Here is a 16,590-nt window from a genome sequence, read left to right on the forward strand (position 1 = left end):
ATTACTCTGCCGCGACGGCCTTGGCCGCCATCAGGTCGTCGAGAATCGCCGCCGCGCAGTCTCGTCCGTCACGAATCGCCCAGACCACAAGCGAGGCGCCGCGCACGATGTCGCCAACCGCATAGACCCCGTCGAGGCTGGTCTTGCCGGTGCCGAATTCCGCGCGGATCGTGCCCCATCTGGTCACGGCGAGTTCGGGCTGGTCCCAGAGCGTCGGCAGGTCCTCGGGTTCGAAACCAAGGGCCTTGATGACCAGATCGCAGTCCTCCGCGTAGTCCGACCCTTCGATCAGCTCCGGCGACTGGCGGCCCGAGGCGTCCGGCGCGCCGAGGCGCATCCGCTGGATCGTCATCGAGGACACCGCGTCCCCGGTGAAGTCGAGCGGGTTGGAGAGCCAGACGAATTCGACACCCTCCTCCTCCGCGTTCTGCACCTCGCGCTGGCTGCCGGGCATGTTGGCGCGGTCGCGGCGGTAAAGACATTTGACCGAGGTCGCGCCCTGCCGGATGGCGGTGCGCACGCAGTCCATCGCCGTATCGCCACCGCCGACGACCACGACCTTCTTGCCCTTGGCGTTCAGCGCACCCGACTCGAACTCCGGCACCGTGTCGCCGAAGTTGGAGGCGCGGTTGGAGGCGGTCAGGTAGTCGATGGCGCGCACGATGCCGCCGGCCTCACAGCCGGGCTGGGTCAGTTCGCGCGTCTTGTAGACGCCGGTGGCGATGATGACGCGGTCATGCTTGGCGCGGATGTCGGCAAAGGAGATGTCTTCCCCGACAGCCGTGTTCATGACGAAGGTGACGCCGGATTTCTCAAGCTGGTCGATGCGGCGCATGACGACATCCTTCTCCAGCTTGAAGCCGGGAATGCCGTAGGTCAGCAGCCCGCCGCCCCGGTCATAGCGGTCGTAGACCGTGACCTGCACGCCCGCGCGCCGCAGCATGTCCGCCGCAGCCAGCCCGCCGGGGCCCGCACCGATGACACCGACAGACTCCTTGCGTTCGACCGCCGGGGTCACCGGCTTCACCCAGCCTTTTTCCCAGGCGGTGTCGGTAATGTACTTTTCGACCGCGCCGATGGTCACGGTGCCGTGGCCGGAGGATTCGATGACGCAGTTGCCCTCGCACAGGCGGTCCTGCGGACAGATCCTCCCGCAGATCTCCGGGAAGGTATTGGTCGCCTGGGAGACCTGGTACGCCTCCTCCAGCCGGTGCGTCGCGGTCAGGCGCAGCCAGTCGGGGATGTTGTTGTGCAGCGGGCAGTGGCTCTGGCAATAGGGAACGCCGCACTGGGAACAGCGCGAGGCCTGCTCTTCGGCCTTGGCGGCGGCATATTCGGCATAGATCTCGTCGAAATCCTTGTTCCGAACCTCCGCGTCACGCTTTTCGGGCATGTCGCGCGGAGTGGTCACGAATTTCAGCATCGGTTGCTTGGCCACGCGGGATCCTCTCGCTCACGTCTTTTGCTGGAAATTCTCATAAGGGAAAGCGGCGGCAATGAAAAGTCACTAATGCTGACCTTTATTCAGGTCAAAAAGAGGCAGGAGGCGGATCGGCACGGCGGCGCGCCCTATAATAGGTCCGAAGTTATACCTATCAACGCCCTTCCCTTATTTCATCAAAGGCTTAAACCAGTGCAAAAGCCCGAGGTGAGCGATGCCCCTGTTCCAACTGATTTTGCTGGCGGTCATTCAGGGCGTCACGGAATTCCTTCCGATCTCCTCCTCCGGGCACCTGATTCTGCTGCCTCAGCTTACTTCATTGGCAGATCAGGGTCAGGCGTTGGATGTCTCCGTTCATCTCGGCACGCTTGGCGCGGTGATTCTTTACTTCTGGCGCGACGTGTCCGAAGCCGTGGCGGGCCTGCCCCGTCTGGTCACCGGCAGACTGGACACGCCCGGCGCGCGGCTGGCCTTCCTGCTGATCGTCGCGACCATCCCGGCGATCGTGATCGGCTTCATCCTCAAGGTGACGGGGCTGGAGGAGATGATGCGGTCGGCCTTCCTGATCGGCTGGACGATGCTGGTCTTCGGCGTCGTGCTGTGGTGGGCCGATCAGAAGGGGCCTGAGGTGAAGGAGGCGCGCGACTGGACCCTTCGCGAGGCCTGGCTTCTGGGGCTGTGGCAGGCGGTGGCGCTGATCCCGGGGACATCGCGGTCGGGCATCACCATCACTGGCGCTCGGTTCATGGGGTATCAGCGCAAGGACGCGGCCAAGATCTCCATGCTGATGTCGATCCCGGTGATCCTGGCCAGCGCGGTTCTTCTGGGCGCGGAGGTCGTCGTCGACGGGGATATCGGCGCATTGCGCGACGTCGGGATTGCCACGGCGCTGGCCTTCGTGTCGGCCCTGCTGGCGCTGGTGCTGATGATGCGGCTGCTGCGGACGGTGAGCTTCACGCCCTACGTCATCTATCGCGTCGTGCTTGGGATCGGTCTGATCTGGTGGGCCTGGCCGGGCGCAGGCGTCTGACGGCCGGCGGAATACCCGTCCAGCCGCGGGCCGTCCCGCCCCTCAGACCTTCAGGTTCTTCGCCGAGTCCTTGATCGCCGCGTACTGCCCCGACGGCCGGAACCGCCAGAGATAGCCCGGCAGGACCACTTCGGTTGCGGTCGGCACAATCCCGAGGTCGTCGAACCCCTTGTGATCCCCCGACACCACGTTGTCCTTCTGCAGGTTCACGATCTGGTCGGCGGTCAGCACCTCGTTCCGGAACAGCCCGGCGGTGAGGAACTGCGCCGCCGTCAGCCCAGCCGCCATCAGTTTCGCCACGAAGATCGGCAGGTCGATCAGCGCGCGGCGGCGCTGGATCACCGACAGCATTTCCTGCATCAGCTCGCGGAAGCTGCGCACATCCGGCCCGCCGAGTTCATAGATCCCGCCCGGCGCCGCGCCCAGGGCGCCCATCTCTGCCGCGGCGGCCACGTCGTCGACATAGACCGGCTGGAACCGGGTCGACCCGCCCACCATCGGCAGGACCGGACCGAATTTCGTCATGTTGGCGAAGCGGTTGAAGAATTCGTCCTCTGCCCCGAACATGATCGAGGGGCGCAGGATTATCGCGCCGGGCATATGTGCCAGAACGGCGGCCTCGCCCTCCGCCTTGGTGCGGGCATAGTCGCTCTCCGCCTCCGCATCGGCGCCGATGGCCGAGATATGCACCATCCGGGCGACACCCGTTTCGGCGGCGATCCGCGCGATCCGCCCCGGCCCTTCGGCCTGCACCGCGTCAAAGCTGTTGCGCCCCTTCTCCGTCAGGATACCGGCGCAGTTCACCACGGCCTCCGCCCCAGCCATCGCGGCGGCAACCGAGGCATCGTCGCGGATGTTGCAGAACACGGGTTCGACCTGGCCGACGTTGCCGTAGGTGCGCACGAACATCGCATCGTTCGGCCGCCGCGTCGCCACCCGGACCCGCCAGCCCTGTTTCGCCATGCGCCGGGCGACATACCGCCCCAGGAAACCCGATCCGCCGTAGATGGTGACAAGCTTGGACATGCGCAAACCTCTGCAATCCTTCGTCTGAAGTTGTTCCTACCGCCCGCGGGGTCACCGGGCAAGGCGATATGGCGCCGCAGAGGAAAATGCCGCAAATCGCCGTTGACACCACCCCGCATGACGTCTAAATCGCGGCCTCACGCAATCTGTGCCCAGATGGCGGAATGGTAGACGCGCTGGCTTCAGGTGCCAGTGGCCGCAAGGCCGTGGAGGTTCGAGTCCTCTTCTGGGCACCACTTCCCTTTCCGTAGGAAAGTGGGCGACTTCCAAACAGCAGACTTGAGCAGCAGCGGTTTCGCCGAAACCGAGGGAACCCGTCCGCGTCGCATCCTGTCCGTCATGGCGCGCCGATCTGGCGGGATCGTTGCGATAAACGGCGGGAAACCGGCTCGACGGGATCTGTCACTCCGACGATGGTTTGGCATGTTTCAAACCAGACCCGAGGTCACAGCTATGTCCGAACCCTCCGCCCCTGCCGCCACGCCTGCCGCCGCCTCTGCCGAGGCGCTGCGCCATTTCGAGGCGCGCCTGACCTTCGAGACCGACTGCTGGGACACCCATGACGGCCTGTCCCGGGGCGCGACGGATTTTGTCCTGCTCGACGTGCGCAGCCCGCAACTTTATGCCGAAGGCCACGTGCCGGGCGCGATCAACCTGCCGCATGGCAAGATCACCGAACGCAGGATGGCGGAATGGGCGGGCGACACGCTGTTCGTCGTCTACTGCGCCGGTCCGCATTGCAACGGGGCGAACAAGGCCGCCGTGCGTCTGGCGAGGCTGGGCCGTCCGGTGAAGGAGATGATCGGCGGCGTGACCGGGTGGATCGACGAAGGCTTCGGACTGGCGACCGGGCCGGAGCCTGACACGGTCGCGAATGTCGAACGGGCCTGAGCGGTTTTATCGCAGGAAACGGAAAGGCGCCTTTCGGGGCGCCTTTCGTCTACCGGTAATTCGCCCGGTAGTCGCGCGGAGAGACACCGACCTCCGCCCGGAACTGCTGCCGGAACCCCGAAGCCGTGCCGAAGCCGAGATCGGCGGCGATGGCTTCGACCGGGGTATCCGTCGTCTCCAGCGCCTGCCGCGCGAGATCGAGCCGGATCAGGCGCAGCCACTCCTGCGGGGAGGTGCCGGTCGCATCGCGGAACCGGCGCAGGAACGTCCGTTCACTCATCGACGCGGCATCGGCCATGTCCGCCAGTGTCCAGCGCCGGGAGGGGTCGGCCCGGATCGTGTCGAACAGGGCCGAGAATCGCGTCTCGCGGGCCAGGGGAACGGGGCGTTCGACATACTGGGCCTGCCCGCCGTTCCGATGCGCCGGGACGACCAGCCGCCGCGCGACCGAATTGGCGGCGTCGGCGCCGAAATCCGAGCGTACGATATGCAGCATCAGGTCGATGCCCGCCGCACTGCCGGCAGAGGTGAAGATGCGGTCATCCTCCGTATAGAGCACGTCGGCATCGACGGTGGTCTCCGGGCAAAGCTCTGCCAGATGCGCGGCGTAGCGCCAGTGCGTTGCCGCGCGACGACCCGCCAGCAACCCGGACCCGGCAAGGGCGAAGGCGCCGGAACAGATCGACGCGATCCGTGCGCCGCGCATCCATGCATCGCGGAGGGACTGGGCGAGGGCCTCCGGAACCGGCACGTCCCGGCCTTTCCAGCCGGGGATCACGATCAGGTCGGCCCCGGCCAGAAGCTCCAGCCCGCCGTCGGTGTGGAACCGCAGACCGCCATGCGCCCGCATCTCCCCGGTATCGACGGCAGCCACCGCGAAACGATACCAGTCCGGGCCCATCTCGGGGCGGTCGAGGCCGAAGATCTCGGCGGTGATGCCGAACTCGAAGGTGCAGAGACCGTCGTAGACCAGCGCGACGACCTGGGGCGCGCGGGCGGATTGCAAGGTCTGAATCTGGTTCATGTCGGGTTCGCGGCAGGGGGAGGGTCAGCCGGGCCATGATGACCGCAAGGACGACAGATTGCCATCGGTTCGGTGCCCCGCGATCGCGCGACGGTCGGAGCCAGAGAAAACGCCGGGCAAGGAGCCCGCTTCGGCTCACCTCTGGTCGAAATCGGGATAGTCGAACCCTTCCCGGCTCAGCACGACAGAGGTGCGCACCAGCCCGAACCGCGCGACCGCATCCACGACCTGCTCAAGCTCCCGCGTGTTGCGCAGGGTGACGCGGATGTGCAGGCAGTCTTCGCCGGTCGTGCGCAGGATTTCGGTCACACCCCGCAGGCTGCGCAGTTTCTCCATGCACGGATTGATCCGGCTGTGATCCGTCGCAAGCCGGATGATTGCCGTCAGACCCAGCCCGATGCGGTCGAGGTCGACGATCACGCGATAGCCCGCAATGATCCCGCGATCCTCCAGCCGCTTGACCCGTTCGGACATGGCGGGCTGCGACAGGCCGACCCGACGGCCGATTTCGGCAAAGGGCATCCGGGCGTTGACGGCAAGCTCCGACAGGATGGCAAGGTCGGTGGCGTCGAGATCGGGTTTCGGCAGGGCAAGGGTCATGTCGGGTCGCCTACATCGGGTCGGATCCGGTCGGGTTGCCCGACATGCTGCCGGATGTCCGCGAGGCTGGCAACGGTCAGGGTCGGCGAGATGCCCCAGGCGTCGAAGGGACGGGCCGGATCGCGCTGCACCCAGAGCGTGTTCCACCCTGCGCGGGCGGCACCAAGAATGTCGAAGGGATTGCCGGAGACGAGCCAGGTGCGGTCGGGCGGCGACCCGATCCGTGCAAGGCAATGGGCATAGACCTGCGGGTCCGGCTTGAACGACCTTACGGGCGCGGCACTGACCACGGTGTTAAGCAGGTTGCCAAGGCCGCTGGCGCGCAGCAGGACGTCGAGGTCGTCCGGGTCGCCGTTGGAAAAGGCATGACAGGACAGACCCGCCGACCGGAGCGCGCGCAACGCGTCCACCGCATCGTCGAAGGCCGGGAGGGACAGATAGGCCGTGAGGATCGCATCCTCTGCCCCGCGCGGTAACGGCGCGGGTTCCGTATAGGCCCAGGCGGTGCGCAGGGCCTGCCGCGTGATCTCCGCAAACGGCACCCAGTCCCGCATCAGGGCGCGGCGGAAGCTGAAGTCGAGCTGCAGCTGCCGCCAGAGGGCAGAGACCCCCGCGCCGTCCGTGCTGCCGAGAGACCCGAGATGCCCGACCAGCCCGTGAGGGTCGACAAGCGTTCCGTAGACGTCGAAGGCCAGCTTATGATCCGGCCGGATCATCCCGCAACCGCGCCTTCGCTCAGGATCACCAGCGGACGGCCCGCCGCCCCGTCGGTGAGACACGCCGCAAGGCCCGCCGCCCCCGAAGGCGTCGTCGGCAGACCGGTGGCGGTGAATCGGGTGGCGGCTTCCTCTGCCTGCGCATCGGTGACCGTGACAAAGCGGTCCGCGGCGGTGCGCAGGATGTCGAAGGCCAGCATCGACGGCTCCTTGCAGTCGAGCCGCCCCATGGAGGAAACCGGACCCCGCGCGGTCACAAGGCGTCCGGCGGCGTGGCTCCGGGCAAGGCAGGCGGCGGCGTCGGGTTCCACCACCGTGATGCGGGGCTGAACGCTCCAGCGGGTACGGATCTGCCGTGCCACCGCAGCGGCCAGTCCCCCGACCCCGGCCTGCAGATAGACGTGATCGGGCCAGTCGCCGGAAGCGTCGAACCGGACCTGCATTTCGTCGGCGAGCACGGCGTAACCTTCCATCACCAGCCGGGGCGGTTCGGTGTAGCCGGGCCACGAACTGTCGGCGAGGTGGATTGCGCCCGACTGCTCCGCGAAGGCGATCGCGCTGGCGACACTGTCCTCGTAGGTCGCGCCCCGGCGCAGCACTTCGGCCCCCCGCGCGCGCAGGCGGTCCGCGAAGGCTTCGGGCACAGCATCCGAAAGCACGACGGTGGCAGCGGCACCGAACAGCCGCGCACCGGTCGCGACGGCCAGCCCGTGATTTCCGGCGGAGGCACAGACAAAGGCTTGGTCCGCAGCCGACCCCCGCATCCGGTCGAGTGCTGCGGCGGAGTCCAGCATGACCCCGGTGGCCTGTTCCAGCAACCGCGCGACAGCGTAGATGCCGCCGAGCGCCTTGAAGGACCCCAGCCCCATGCGGGCGCTTTCGTCCTTCACCAGCACCCGGCGTCCGTCGAACACGACCTCGCGCAGCGGCGTCTCCGCGTACCGGGGGCAGAGCGCCAGCAGATCGGCCGCACCCGTCATGCGGGCAGCGCCTTTTCGACCAGCGACACCCAGTAGGCGACACCGTCCGGGATGATCGCGTCGTTGAAGTCATAACCCGCGTTGTGCAGCATGATCCCTCCCCTCCCGTCAGCGCCGCGGTTGCCTATGAAGGCGTAACAGCCCGGACGCGCCCGCAGCATGGCACCGAAATCCTCGGACGCCATCATCGGCGGAGTGTCGGCGGCGACGTTGCCGGCACCGAGGGCAGAGGCGGCAGCGGTCGCGGCAAGCGCCGCCTCTGCCGGAGAGTTGACGGTAGAGGGGAAGACCCGGTCATAGGTGAACTCCAGCTCAGCCCCGTGCGCATCGCAGAGGCCCTTCGCGATCCGGTGCATCCGCTCCTCGATCAGCTGCGACACCTCGGGCAGGAAACTGCGGGTATCGCCCTTGATCGTCACCTCGGTCGGGATCACGTTCACCGCCCCGTCGGTCAGGAATTCGGTGCAGGACACGACCGCCCCCTGAAGCGGGTCGACGTTGCGCGCGACGATGGTCTGAAGTTCGCATACGACGGAGGCTGCGATAGTCATTGGGTCCCTGGTCCGGTGCGGCATGGCGGCGTGACCGCCCTGTCCCCGGATGCGGATGACGAAGTTGTCCTCCGCCCCCATGATCGGGCCGGGGTTCAGCGCAATCTTTCCGGCGTCGAGCCAGGGCATGTTGTGCAGGCCATAGACCGCATCCATCGGGAAGCGGTCGAACAGTCCGTCCTGCATCATGGCGATGGCACCTTTGCCGTGCTCCTCGGCCGGCTGGAAGATGAACTGCACGGTGCCGTCGAAATCGGTGCCCAGAAGCGCGCGGATCGCGCCAAGCAGCATGGTGGTGTGGCCGTCGTGACCGCAGGCATGCATCCGGCCTTCATGGGTGGAGCGATAGGGCAGGTTCGTCGCCTCCCGTATCGGCAGGGCGTCGATGTCGGCCCGCAACCCGATAGAGCGTGTCGACGTGCCCTTACGCAGCGTGGCGACGATGCCGGTGCCACCGATGCCGCGAACGTACGGAACACCCATGTCGTCCAGCGTCCGGCAAATCAGGTCCGAGGTCTTCACCTCCTCGAACCCCATTTCGGGAATGGCGTGGAACTGCCGGCGCAGGGCGGTGAGGGCGGTGAGGGCGTCGTGTGACAGGGATGGCATGGGCGTGTCCGTGTGGGTCTGGCTACCCGCAGCCTAGCCCCGTTCCCGGTCGGGCCGACATGGCAAATCATCGGCCCGGACCCCGTTCTTCCTTCAATTCATCGCAATAGCCCGCGCACGGACGCCGCGACCCTACCCAAGGGCGCCAAGCCCCAGTTGCGCGAACAGCGCGTGGTATCGCCGGACATAATCGTCGTTTCCGGCACCCTGCGTCGCCGCGTCCGGTCCGATCATCGTGACGGCATCGACCGGGCCGTGCTGGCCCGGACCGGTGACCGTGACGGGCCGTTCGGTGTAGTCCGGCAGATCGGCGTAAAGCGCCGCGAGGTCGCTGCGCGGCAGGAAGGCCAGCACTCCCGGCGACCTCGCGCCGGGCTCCGGCGCCAGAACGGCCTTCGCGCCCAGGACGACCCGATGGTCCGCGGCCAACGCCGGTCCCGCTGAGACGCAGCGCAGCCCGCGGGCGGACAGGGCGGGGATGTCCATGTGCAGGCGGTAGAAGAAGACCGGGAGCCAGCCGTCCTCCCCTCCGCCGGTTTTGAGCGGCGGGGACAGTGGCGCGGTTTCGCCCGAGACGCGTACGGCAGAGCCGCGTTCCGGTCCGAAGCTGGCGGCGATGCGGGACGGCCGGCCGAAATCCGCGCCCTGTATCGTTTCGAACGCCCCGTCGCAGGGCCACGAAATATCCCGCAGGTATCCCCCGAGGGCGGCGGCGGCCGCTCCGGTCGCCGGGTCTTCGTAGACACCGCCGACGGCGAAGGGATCGCGCGCGTGGAACAGGACGGGGGTTTCGCTATGGACGACATGGATGGTCGCGAAGCCGTCGCGCTGCTGGATCGCCCGCCCCCGGTCAAAAGCGTAGCCGAGTTGCGACAGCCGGTCCCGCCTGCGCAGCGCAATCAGGGGATGGGTGGCCCCGGCATGGATCAGGGCCGGAGGCAGCCGGGGGTCGAGGTCATCGTCGTCCAGACCGAACAGGGCCAAAAGCTCTGCCAGCAGGCCGGGCGGCATGGCACGGGACCAGGTCGGAGGGGAGCGGAAGGCGGCGGACCATCCGTCCGTCGTCGCGGCGGTCTCCACCTCCACCGTGTCGCCACCGGCGAGGATCAGCCGGTAGACCCCGGCGCCGAAGGTTGCGCCCAGATGCGCGCCGGTGGCGATGGTCGCGTGGCCGCAGAAGGGGATCTCCGTCTCGGGCGCGAAGTAGCGGATGCGCCAGGAATCGCCCTCCGGACAGAGGAAGGCGGTCTCCGAATAGCCGACCTCGGCAGCGGTGCGCAGCATGTCAGCGGCCGCCGCGGGTCCGTCGAGCAGCGCGACACCGGCGGGATTTCCCCCGGCGCCCCCCTGTGTGAAGGCAGAGATGCGGTGAACGATCATCGGGACCTCAAGGAATGGCGTTGCGGCAATGCGACCGGAAACCGGGGCGATCCGCCATGCGCGACATCCAGGCAGAGACGGCGGGCAGGTCGGGACGTTCCATCGGAGTCATCTCCCATCGGTTGACCGAGACGGCGAGCACGATGTCGGCAAGGGTGAACTGCGGTCCGGTCACGTAGGCACCCGTGGCCACGAGGCGGGTGTCGAGAAGGGTCATCAGCCGGTTCCACTCCGCAACGCTCGCCGCCTGCGCCTCGGCGTCGGAAAAGGCGGGATGTTTGCGGACGCGGCCCATGAAGACGTACCGCCACGCGCTGTTCAACTCTGTCGCCTGCCAGTCCATCCAGCTTTCCACGCCGGCCCGTCCGGCGGGATCGGCGGGCAGCAGATCCGCCCGCCCTTCGCGCGCCACGAGGTAACGGCAGATGCTGTTGGATTCGGTAAGGACGAGATCCCCGTCGACGAGGACGGGCACGAGTCCCTTGGGGTTGATCGCCAGGAACGCCGGGTCCAGTGTCGACGCCGTTCCGCCCCCCCGGTCTTCGGTTTCCGGCGTAAGGCCGAGTTCGGCACAGGTCCACAGGACCTTGCGGGTGTTGATCGTGGACGGATGTCCGAGGAGTTTCATTCCGACGCACGCTCCCCGCCCGCGTCGCCCGCGTGCCGCCGGATCAGCATGGCGGCATAGCGGGGGATCACGTCGGGCATGATCGTCCGGCCCGCGCCGGGGCGATCCACGCCGAAAACGAAACCGGGGAAATCCAAACCCTTCTGGATCGCCCAGATCTCCTCGTGCCGGTCCGGCGGCAGGATCTGCGCGGGGTCGCCGACGGCAATCCAGCCAAGCGGGACCATCGCGCCCTCGGCCAGCCGGGTCCGCAGGTGCACGATGGCGTTGATCCGCACCTCTGCCCGGGCCCCGATCACCGCGCCGTTGAAGATCGTCGCACCGGTGGCGATGAAGGCCTCTGCCCCGACCTCGCAGCCGTTGAGTACCGCGCGCGGTCCGACCAGCACGTTTTCCCCCAGGGTCAGCGGGCAGCCACGGAGGCCGCGCAGGATCGCGCCGTCCATGATGACCGCCTTGCCGGCGATGCGCACGGGTCCGGATTCCGCGGTGATGACCACGCCGAACCCGACCGATACGTCCGGCCCGATCTCGACGTCACCGCTGATGACGGCGGTTGGCGCGATGCGGGCAGAGGGGTGGATCTTGGGCCGCAGGGGGCCGTCAGGCAGGATCATCTGCGTCTCCTTCAGAGGTCTGGCACGAAAGCGACCGGGCCTTTTCGCCGACCGGGCAGGCGGGTCCGTTGCACAGGGCATGATCGCAGAACCGGCACATGTGCCGCGCGTCCTCCGCCGAGGTGGTGAGGGCGGCCAGCATCCGTTCCAGCAGCGGGGCCAACGTCGCCTGTTCGTCAGCGGACAGGGCCGTCGTCGCCTGCCGCAGGACCCGGTCCCGCAGGGCGACCAGCGCCTCCGCCCGGTCGCGCCCCTCTCCGGTCAGCGACACCGGACGCGACCGGCCCTGCGCGTCCCATGTCACAAGCCCCTGCCGCCGCAGCTTGTCGAGCGCGCGCTGCGCCGACGGCTGTGCAAGCCCGGCGATGGCGGCGAGGCTGGTGGCGGGCATCGGCCCCCGGAAGTACAGCGATTCAAGCAGGGCGCGCGAACTGTCCGACAGCGGAGCGGTCACGGAAAGGCGGTCCGTCAGGCAGACGGCGAGGGCACCGAGGTGATTGGCGATCAGCGACTCATTCATGCACTATGTATGCATGTAACATACGCCGAATTCAAATGATTCCCTTGGCATCCCCGCGCCCTGCCGGGGAAACCGGATCTCCCCTTGCCCCGCCCGGGCCCATGCCACACCCTGCGCCCGGACAACCGCATGGCACAAATGAACCAGTTGAAACCCCGTCTCGTCGCGCAGGCCGCAGCCGAAGGCTTCGACGCCTGCCGCATCTGCCGCCCCGGCGACATCCCGCAGGTCCCCGACCGGCTGGCGGCCTTCGTGCAGCAGGGTCATCACGGCCAGATGCGCTGGATGGAGGAACGCATGGCCTGGCGCGGCAATCCGGCCGCGCTCTGGCCCGAGGCACGGTCTGTCATCATGCTGGCCGAGAACTACGGCCCCGCCACCGACCCCCTCGCCGCGCTGGAAAACCGCGACCGCGCCGCCATCTCGGTCTACGCGCATAACCGGGATTACCATGACGTCGTAAAGAAACGGCTGAAGCGGCTGGCGCGCTGGCTGGTGACAGAATCGGGGGCGGAGGTGAAGGTCTTTGTCGACACCGCGCCGGTGGCCGAAAAGCCGCTGGCGCAGGCGGCCGGGCTGGGCTGGCAGGGCAAGCACACCAATCTGGTGTGCCGTGATCTGGGCAGCTGGGCCTTCCTCGGCTCCGTCTTCACCACGGCAGAGCTGGAACCCGATGCGCCCGAAGCCGACCACTGCGGCAGCTGCCGCGCCTGTCTCGACATCTGTCCGACCGACGCCTTTCCCGCGCCATACCAACTGGATGCGCGGCGCTGTATTTCCTACCTCACCATCGAACACCACGGGCCGGTCGACCCGGCGCTGCGCCCCCTGCTCGGCAACCGGATCTATGGCTGCGACGACTGCCTCGCCGTCTGCCCCTGGAACAAGTTTGCGCAGGTCGCCTCGGAAACAAAGTATCACGCCCGCGACGACCTGACCGGGCCGCGCCTCGCCGACCTTGCCGCACTGGACGACGCGGGGTTCCGCGCGCTGTTCTCCGGCTCTCCGGTCAAGCGGATCGGGCGCGACCGTTTCGTGCGAAACGTGCTCTACGCGATCGGAAATTCCGCCGACCCCGCGTTGCGGCCCGTTGCGCAGGCCCTGACCGGCGACCCCGACCCGACCGTTGCAGAGGCCGCGCAATGGGCGGCCGCACGGCTGTGATCCGGCCCGGATCTGCGCCTGCGATCAAACAACCGTCAACGCGCTGTAGCATCCGTTGGACCGCGCCGCCGCACCGCCATATGATGCGCACAACCATCCGGAGGACCGCATGACCGCCTACACCAAGGATCCCGACGCCATCGCCCGCCTGACGCCGGAACAGTACTGGGTCACCCAGGAAAGCGGCACCGAACGCCCGGGCACCGGCGAACTGCTGAACGAAAAGCGCCCCGGCATTTTCGTCGACATCGTTTCCGGCGAACCGCTCTTCGCGTCGTCCGACAAGTACGAAAGCGGCTGCGGCTGGCCCAGTTTCACCAAGCCGATCGAACCCGCCCACGTCACGGAACTGCGTGACACGTCGCACGGGATGATCCGGGTCGAAGTCCGGTCCTCCCACGGCGACAGCCATCTCGGCCACGTCTTCCCGGACGGACCTGTCGACCGGGGCGGCCTGCGCTACTGCATCAACTCGGCCTCGCTCCGCTTCGTCCCGAAGGCTGAGATGGAGGCCGAAGGCTACGCCGACTACATCAACCAGGTGGAGGATATCCGATGACCGAACACCGCGCCGTCCTGGCCGGAGGCTGCTTCTGGGGCATGCAGGACCTGATCCGCAAGCTGCCGGGGGTCACGAGAACCCGCGTCGGTTATACCGGCGGGGACGTGGAGCACGCGACCTACCGCAACCACGGCACCCATGCCGAGGGGATCGAGATCATGTTCGACCCTGCGCGCATCACCTACCGGCAGCTGCTGGAGTTCTTCTTCCAGATCCACGACCCGACCACGCTGAACCGGCAGGGCAACGACATCGGCCTGTCCTATCGTTCCGCCATCTACTACGTGGACGAGGACCAGAAGGCCGTGGCCGAGGACACGATCGCCGACGTCAACGCCTCTGGCATATGGCCGGGCCGCGTGGTGACGGAGCTTGAGCCGGTCGGCGCCTTCTGGGAGGCAGAGCCGGAGCATCAGGATTATCTTGAGCGGATCCCGAACGGCTACACCTGCCACTTCCCGCGCCCCGACTGGGTCCTGCCGAAACGCGCGGCGGAATAGGTCCGATCCAGGCACACGAGAGGTCGCAACCGGGAAGAGACCGGCTGCGGCCCCCTACCCGGGCGACACGCCGCACAGCGCCGCCAGAGCATCCGCATCGACCACCGCCCAGGCCCCGGCTGCGCGGAGACGGGTGGCGAAGCCCGGGCCCTCGCCGGTGGCGAACCGGCCGAACGGGCCTGACCCGACCCCGATGGCCCGACCGCCCGCCCGTTCCACGATGGGCAGCGAGTCGCGCCAAGGCGGCGTCAGCACCAGCAAGACCCCGTCGCCCGCCACCGGAAGGTTGACCAGCGACAGCAGCGGCGAGCCGAGCGCCAGCCCGCCGACCAGACCCATTGCGACAACCAGACGGACCTCTGCCATGGCACCATCCTGTCAGCAGGGTCCTGACGAACCGTGAACGACCGGGATTTTCCGGATGGCCGCCCGCGCCAGACGTGCTACCCCGTCCCCGACCAGACCGGAGACGACGCCATGCCCTTCACCCTCGCCACCTGGAACATCAACTCCGTCCGCCTGCGCGAACCGCTTGTCGTGCGGATGCTGGAGGAGGAGAGCCCGGACGTGCTCTGCCTGCAGGAGTGCAAATCGCCCGTCGACAGGATCCCGGTCGAGAAGTTCCGCGACCTCGGCTACACTCACATGATCGCGCGCGGCCAGAAAGGCTACAACGGCGTCGCGATCCTGTCCAAGCTGCCGATCGAGGACGTGGGCGACCGGGATTTCGCCTCGCTCGGCCATGCCCGCCACATTGCCGGGCGGCTGGAGAACGGCGTCACGATCCATAACTTCTACGTCCCCGCCGGCGGCGACGTGCCCGACCGGGAGGTCAACGTGAAGTTCGGCCAGAAGCTCGACTACCTGACGGAGATGCGGGACTGGTTCCACGCCGAACGCCCCGAAAAGGCGATCCTCGTCGGTGACCTGAACATCGCTCCGCGCGAGGATGACGTCTGGAACCACAAGCAGCTGCTGAAGATCGTCAGCCACACGCCGGTGGAGGTCGACCACCTGGGCGCCGCGCAGGACGCGGGCAAATGGGTCGACATCACCCGGCAGGACATCCCCGACGGCAATCTTTATTCCTGGTGGTCCTACCGCTCGTCGGACTGGGACGCGGCGGACAAGGGGCGGCGGCTGGATCACGTCTGGGCCACGCCCGACATCTCGAACGCCGGGCACGGGTCGCGGGTGCTTCGGCACATCCGGGGCTACGAGAAACCCTCGGACCACGCACCGGTTCTGGCGACCTTCGACCTCTGATCGCCGCGCAGGCGGGGGCCGCGGAGGCCTCCGGCGGGGATATTTTTGGCGAGATGAAGCCGGGGGAGCGCTTGGATTGTCCCGGCGGGAGGTCCATATTGGGGCTGACCACGGCGGGCGCGGCCTGCCGGACAAGGATATGAGGACGCAATGATCGAACTGGGCGCACAGCCGCAAGCCCCCGCCGCCGGAGACCTCGTCAAGGACGTCACCGAACAGACCTTCATGGCCGACGTCATCGACGCCTCCATGGACGTGCCGGTGATCGTCGACTTCTGGGCCACCTGGTGCGGACCGTGCAAGACGCTTGGCCCGATGCTGGAAACCGCCGTCGCCAAGGCGAAGGGCGCGGTCCGGATGGCCAAGATCGACGTCGACCAGAACCAGCGGCTGGCCCAGGCGCTGGCGCAGCAGGGACTGCCGCTCCAGTCGATTCCGACCGTCGTCGCCTTCGTGAAGGGGCGGCCCGTGGACATGTTCCAAGGCGCGGTGCCTGCGTCTGAAATCGACGCCTTCATCAAGCGCGCGGTCGAAGCCGGGGGCGGCGATGCCTCGGGCGGGCTGGACGATGCGGTTCTGGCCGCAGAGGAGATGCTGGAACAGGGCGAGGTGCAGGACGCCGCCGACACCTTCGCCGCGATCCTGCAGGAGGACCCGCTGCATGCCAAGGCCTATGCCGGGCTGGTGCGCTGCTACCTCGCGCTCGACCGGATCGACGAGGCGGAGGCGACGCTGAACGGCGCCCCCGCCGAGATCAGCAAGACGCCGGAGCTTGAGGCCTGCCACGCGCAGATCGCGCTTGCCCGGCAGGCGGCGGAGGCCGGTCCGGTGGCAGAACTTCAGGCCAAGGTCGATGCCGATCCCGACGATCTTCAGGCGCGCTTCGACCTGGCCAAGGCCATGCACGCGCATCGCGATGTCGAAGGCGCGGTGACCCAGCTTCTCGACCTGTTCCGCAGGGACCGGGAGTGGAACGAGGGCGCGGCCAAGGCACAGCTGCTGACGATCTTCGAGGCGCTGGATCCCAAGGATCCGGTCGCGCTGGCGGGTCGGCGGAAACTCTCCTCGATGATATTTGCCTGAGC

At 67.6% G+C, this 16,590-nt stretch carries 19 protein-coding genes and 1 tRNA gene; 8 read left to right on the forward strand and 12 right to left on the reverse strand.

Annotated elements, in window-relative coordinates:
- Nucleotide 1 precedes the first annotated feature (1 nt).
- Nucleotides 2-1,438, reverse strand: coding sequence for an NAD(P)-dependent oxidoreductase (locus tag IEV87_RS17780; RefSeq protein ID WP_188479153.1), 1,437 nt, complete (start codon nt 1,436-1,438; stop codon nt 2-4).
- 217 nt (nt 1,439-1,655) lie between these two features.
- On the opposite strand from IEV87_RS17780, the gene IEV87_RS17785 reads away from it, so the two are divergent.
- Complete coding sequence (locus IEV87_RS17785; RefSeq protein ID WP_188479154.1) at nt 1,656-2,471, forward strand: undecaprenyl-diphosphate phosphatase; 816 nt, start codon at nt 1,656-1,658, stop codon at nt 2,469-2,471.
- Nucleotides 2,472-2,513: 42 nt separating this feature from the next.
- Here the strand turns inward: IEV87_RS17785 and IEV87_RS17790 are convergent, their stop codons facing one another.
- On the reverse strand, nt 2,514-3,497 hold the full coding sequence (locus tag IEV87_RS17790; protein WP_188479155.1) for a complex I NDUFA9 subunit family protein: 984 nt from the start codon (nt 3,495-3,497) through the stop codon (nt 2,514-2,516).
- A gap of 150 nt (nt 3,498-3,647) precedes the next feature.
- Here IEV87_RS17790 and IEV87_RS17795 point away from each other — a divergent pair.
- Both IEV87_RS17795 and IEV87_RS17800 read left to right on the forward strand, forming a co-directional pair.
- Nucleotides 3,648-3,733, forward strand: a tRNA-Leu gene (locus tag IEV87_RS17795).
- A gap of 217 nt (nt 3,734-3,950) precedes the next feature.
- Nucleotides 3,951-4,388 (forward strand): rhodanese-like domain-containing protein, encoded by a 438-nt coding sequence (locus tag IEV87_RS17800; RefSeq protein ID WP_188479156.1) that lies wholly within the window; start codon nt 3,951-3,953, stop codon nt 4,386-4,388.
- Nucleotides 4,389-4,437: 49 nt separating this feature from the next.
- Here IEV87_RS17800 and ftrA read toward each other — a convergent pair whose 3' ends face one another.
- The 9 genes from ftrA to IEV87_RS17845 all read right to left on the reverse strand — a co-directional run bounded on the left by ftrA (nt 4,438) and on the right by IEV87_RS17845 (nt 12,013).
- Nucleotides 4,438-5,412: a transcriptional regulator FtrA gene (gene ftrA, locus IEV87_RS17805; RefSeq protein ID WP_188479157.1), complete on the reverse strand. Its 975-nt coding sequence runs from the start codon at nt 5,410-5,412 to the stop codon at nt 4,438-4,440.
- A gap of 135 nt (nt 5,413-5,547) precedes the next feature.
- Entirely contained in the window at nt 5,548-6,012 is a 465-nt protein-coding gene (locus tag IEV87_RS17810) for an Lrp/AsnC family transcriptional regulator (RefSeq protein WP_188479158.1), read from the reverse strand.
- Complete coding sequence (locus tag IEV87_RS17815; RefSeq protein WP_188479159.1) at nt 6,009-6,728, reverse strand: haloacid dehalogenase type II; 720 nt, start codon at nt 6,726-6,728, stop codon at nt 6,009-6,011. Before IEV87_RS17815 ends, IEV87_RS17810 begins: the two co-directional genes overlap by 4 nt.
- Entirely contained in the window at nt 6,725-7,708 is a 984-nt protein-coding gene (locus tag IEV87_RS17820; protein WP_188479160.1) for a pyridoxal-phosphate dependent enzyme, read from the reverse strand. The genes IEV87_RS17815 and IEV87_RS17820 overlap by 4 nt, the downstream gene beginning before the upstream one ends.
- A complete protein-coding gene (locus tag IEV87_RS17825; protein WP_188479161.1) occupies nt 7,705-8,868 on the reverse strand; it encodes a M20 aminoacylase family protein in 1,164 nt (387 codons plus the stop codon). The genes IEV87_RS17820 and IEV87_RS17825 overlap by 4 nt, the downstream gene beginning before the upstream one ends.
- Before the next feature lie 132 nt (nt 8,869-9,000).
- Nucleotides 9,001-10,248: a PhzF family phenazine biosynthesis protein gene (locus IEV87_RS17830; RefSeq protein ID WP_188479162.1), complete on the reverse strand. Its 1,248-nt coding sequence runs from the start codon at nt 10,246-10,248 to the stop codon at nt 9,001-9,003.
- Between the two features lie 7 nt (nt 10,249-10,255).
- The gene (locus tag IEV87_RS17835) at nt 10,256-10,876 is read right to left on the reverse strand and encodes a glutathione S-transferase family protein (protein WP_188479163.1); all 621 of its coding nucleotides are present in this window, start codon (nt 10,874-10,876) and stop codon (nt 10,256-10,258) included.
- Complete coding sequence (locus IEV87_RS17840) at nt 10,873-11,493, reverse strand: gamma carbonic anhydrase family protein (protein WP_188479164.1); 621 nt, start codon at nt 11,491-11,493, stop codon at nt 10,873-10,875. The genes IEV87_RS17835 and IEV87_RS17840 overlap by 4 nt, the downstream gene beginning before the upstream one ends.
- Nucleotides 11,480-12,013, reverse strand: a complete 534-nt coding sequence (locus tag IEV87_RS17845) for a MarR family winged helix-turn-helix transcriptional regulator (protein WP_188479165.1) — start codon at nt 12,011-12,013, stop codon at nt 11,480-11,482. Before IEV87_RS17845 ends, IEV87_RS17840 begins: the two co-directional genes overlap by 14 nt.
- A gap of 138 nt (nt 12,014-12,151) precedes the next feature.
- On the opposite strand from IEV87_RS17845, the gene queG reads away from it, so the two are divergent.
- The 3 genes from queG (at nt 12,152) to msrA (ending at nt 14,239) form a co-directional block, all read left to right on the forward strand.
- Nucleotides 12,152-13,177 (forward strand): tRNA epoxyqueuosine(34) reductase QueG, encoded by a 1,026-nt coding sequence (gene queG, locus IEV87_RS17850; protein ID WP_188479517.1) that lies wholly within the window; start codon nt 12,152-12,154, stop codon nt 13,175-13,177.
- A 109-nt stretch (nt 13,178-13,286) separates the two neighbouring features.
- Entirely contained in the window at nt 13,287-13,736 is a 450-nt protein-coding gene (gene msrB, locus IEV87_RS17855; RefSeq protein WP_188479166.1) for a peptide-methionine (R)-S-oxide reductase MsrB, read from the forward strand.
- On the forward strand, nt 13,733-14,239 hold the full coding sequence (gene msrA, locus IEV87_RS17860; RefSeq protein WP_188479167.1) for a peptide-methionine (S)-S-oxide reductase MsrA: 507 nt from the start codon (nt 13,733-13,735) through the stop codon (nt 14,237-14,239). The genes msrB and msrA overlap by 4 nt, the downstream gene beginning before the upstream one ends.
- 54 nt (nt 14,240-14,293) lie before the next feature.
- Here msrA and IEV87_RS17865 read toward each other — a convergent pair whose 3' ends face one another.
- Nucleotides 14,294-14,605, reverse strand: coding sequence for a hypothetical protein (locus tag IEV87_RS17865; RefSeq protein ID WP_188479168.1), 312 nt, complete (start codon nt 14,603-14,605; stop codon nt 14,294-14,296).
- A gap of 111 nt (nt 14,606-14,716) precedes the next feature.
- On the opposite strand from IEV87_RS17865, the gene IEV87_RS17870 reads away from it, so the two are divergent.
- Both IEV87_RS17870 and IEV87_RS17875 read left to right on the forward strand, forming a co-directional pair.
- Complete coding sequence (locus IEV87_RS17870) at nt 14,717-15,505, forward strand: exodeoxyribonuclease III (RefSeq protein WP_188479169.1); 789 nt, start codon at nt 14,717-14,719, stop codon at nt 15,503-15,505.
- A 150-nt stretch (nt 15,506-15,655) separates the two neighbouring features.
- On the forward strand, nt 15,656-16,588 hold the full coding sequence (locus IEV87_RS17875) for a thioredoxin family protein (RefSeq protein WP_188479170.1): 933 nt from the start codon (nt 15,656-15,658) through the stop codon (nt 16,586-16,588).
- The last annotated feature ends 2 nt before the right edge of the window (nt 16,589-16,590 follow it).

This window comes from Primorskyibacter flagellatus, assembly GCF_014638275.1.
Lineage (GTDB): Bacteria > Pseudomonadota > Alphaproteobacteria > Rhodobacterales > Rhodobacteraceae > Pseudooceanicola > Pseudooceanicola flagellatus_A.